Origin of the sequence: Streptomyces sp. SID3212, assembly GCF_009865405.1 — a bacterium.
Taxonomy (GTDB): Bacteria; Actinomycetota; Actinomycetes; order Streptomycetales; family Streptomycetaceae; genus Streptomyces.
Genome location: NZ_WWJY01000696.1, coordinates 1 through 2,598, shown reverse-complemented (window position 1 = coordinate 2,598; position 2,598 = coordinate 1). Strand labels below are relative to the sequence as shown.

1 protein-coding gene and 2 pseudogenes are annotated in these 2,598 nt (G+C 73.2%); 2 read left to right on the top strand and 1 reads right to left on the bottom strand.

From position 1 onward, the window contains the following. A pseudogene (locus GT042_RS21070) lies at positions 1 to 243 on the top strand (TetR/AcrR family transcriptional regulator); the annotation flags it as partial. Between the two features lie 211 nt (positions 244 to 454). Continuing rightward, positions 455 to 1,954, top strand: a complete 1,500-nt coding sequence (locus GT042_RS21065) for a SpoIIE family protein phosphatase (protein ID WP_161310284.1) — start codon at positions 455 to 457, stop codon at positions 1,952 to 1,954. Here the strand turns inward: GT042_RS21065 and GT042_RS21060 are convergent. Then, positions 1,951 to 2,598: pseudogene (locus GT042_RS21060) on the bottom strand (hypothetical protein); the annotation flags it as partial. The gene GT042_RS21065 and the pseudogene GT042_RS21060 overlap by 4 nt on opposite strands.

The window sequence follows — 2,598 nt, the reverse complement described above, 5'->3', positions numbered from 1 at the left end:
GGCGCCGGCCCGCTGGGCGAACTGCTCCACCGACAACTGCGGGAGCGCAGCAGGGCGGAGCGCGCGCTCGCCGGCGCGCCCGCCCCCGACCTGATCGCGTCGGCGGTGGCGGCGGTCTTCGCGGGGGTGCTGGCCGACTGGCTGCACGGGCTGATCGAGGACACCCCGGAGGGCATCGCCACCCGGATCTGGCGCCTGCTGGTGGCGCTCCACCGCATGCCGGTCAGCCAGGGGGTGTCGTAGGGCTGCCCGTACGGCGGGACTGGTCCGATCGACCGGAATGTCCGGTCGGCGGGCCTGTCCGAAGCCTCCCGATGTGCAGCCGCTGGCATATGCCCTCCGCATGACCCCGCCGAGTGTGGCCAATCGCCCTACGGGCCTCCCGCGCCTGTGCGACAGTCTTAACGGTCCATCATCCGGACCAGGCAGTGCCGCCGCCCCATCGGAGTTCGAGATGCCGTCCCCTCTGTTCGCGGACCGTCCCGCCCCACAGCCTCCCGAGCGGGGCTCGGTCGACGCCCTGATCACGCAGACCCGCAGGCTGCGCGGGGACGTGGACGCCGTACGCCGGGACGCCTCGGCCGAGGCGGACGACGACGACATCCTCCGGCGCTGGCAGCGCGCGCTCTGCGATCTGGCCGTGCATCAACTGGACGATCTCGGCGCCCACCTGGACCAGCTCAGGGCCGGCAGGCCGGATCTGACGGACGGCGTGCGGGACGGCATCCCCGCCCAGGGACGGACCGCCCGGCCGCCCGCCGCGCGTCCCGCTCCGCTCACCGGCCGGGTCGGCAGCGCCGAGTGGAACCTCCTCACCGACGAGGTCACCTGGTCGGACGAGTTGTACGAGATCTTCGGACGCCCCCGGGAGGCCGGCCCGCTGTCGCTCGACGAACTGCCGTCGCTGCTGTTCCCCGAGGACCAGACCCTGCTCACCGCGATGGTGACGGCCTGTCTGATCGACGGGCGGCCCATCGACGGGGAGTTCCGGGTCCTCACCGCCCGGGGCCGGGTCCGTACGCTGCACATGATGGGCGAAGCGGTCCTCGACGCGGGCGGCTGCACCGCCTCCATGTGGGCGGTCCTGCGCGACGTCAGCACCCTGCGCCACAGCGAGCGGGTGCTGCGCGACTCCCGTGACTCGGTCCAGCGGCGCCAGCACCTCGTACAGACGGAACAGCGGCTGGTCGCCGAGTTGCAGGAGGCCGTACTCCCCACGCGGGGCGGCTCGTTGGAGCTGACCCGGAGCGGACCCGCCGCGCTGGACCTGGCCGCCCGCCATCTCCCCGCCGCGTCGTCGCCCACGGCCCGCGGCGACTGGTACGACGCCCTCGACCTGCCCGGCGGGGACACCCTGGTGACGGTCGGGGACCTCCCCGGACAGGGCGTGGCCGGCGCCTCCACCCTGGCGATGCTCCTCGGGGCCCTGCGCGGCATGGCGGTGGCGGGCATCGAGCCCGGCGCCCTCCTCGGACATCTCAACCAGCTGCTGGAGACGTCGCGGCAACCCGCGCTCGGCAGCGCGCTCTGTGCCCGCTACCGGCCGGCCACCGGCACCTTCGTGTGGGCACAGGCGGCGAACCCCGCCCCGTTGCTGTTCCGCGACGGGACGGGGCGCGCGCTCACACCGCCGGACGGCGTGCTGCTCGGAGCGACGTCGGGCGCCGCGTACGAACAGGCCGACGTCCACCTCCTCCCCGGTGACGTGCTCGTCCTGCACACCGACGGGGCGGGCCGTGCCGGGACGGAGGCACGGCGGAATCACCTCCTCGCGCTGGCGCCCCTGTTGACCCGGGCCCGCTCGGCGCGGGAGTGCGCGGAGACGATCGTCGCGGAGCTCGGCGGGGCCGAACGCACCGACGACGCCTGTGTGATGGTCGCCAGGCCGGCCGAACGGACGGACCGGGCGGATCGGGCGGACCTGTCGGACCGTCCGGTGGGACGGACTCCCTAGACGGTTCCGTAGGTCTTTCTGGCCGGGCCGAGTACGGACGGTTTCCCCTGGCTCTTCTTCGGCATGTGGAGTTCGATCTCCTCCCGCAGATCCTGCACCTTCGCGTAGTCGGCGTACTGGCCGGTGAGCCGGTACATCTCGCGCAGCCGGTCCCAGGTGCGGAGCGAGGAGGTCTCCCTTATCGACACCAGGGCCAGCCGGGCGTAGGTCGCCGCCTGCTCCGGGTCGTCCGCGATGAAGCACGCGGAGGCCAGCGAGATGTGGTCGAAGATCTTCGACCGCTGCCGGCCGTTGACCCTCAGGTCCAGCGCCCTCCTGGCGTGGCGCTGGGCGGTGACGGCCGCCGAGGGGTCGTGTTCGGCGAGGGTACGGAAGGCCAGGGCCTCCATCCCGTGCAGGTCGGCCTCGTCGAACATCTGCATCCAGCCGGGCGGTTCCACGTCCCCCTTGTCCGAGACGAAGAGATCCTCCGCCTCGCCCAGGGTGCGGCGCATGGCCTGCCCGCGTCCCAGGGACGCCTGCGCCCACGCCTCGATGGTGTGGAGCATGGCGCGGGTACGGGGCAGCGCCTCCTCCCCCGACCCCGATCTGGCGAGCTTCACCAGGTCGAGGGCGTCGTCGGGCCGGCCCAGATGGATCATCTG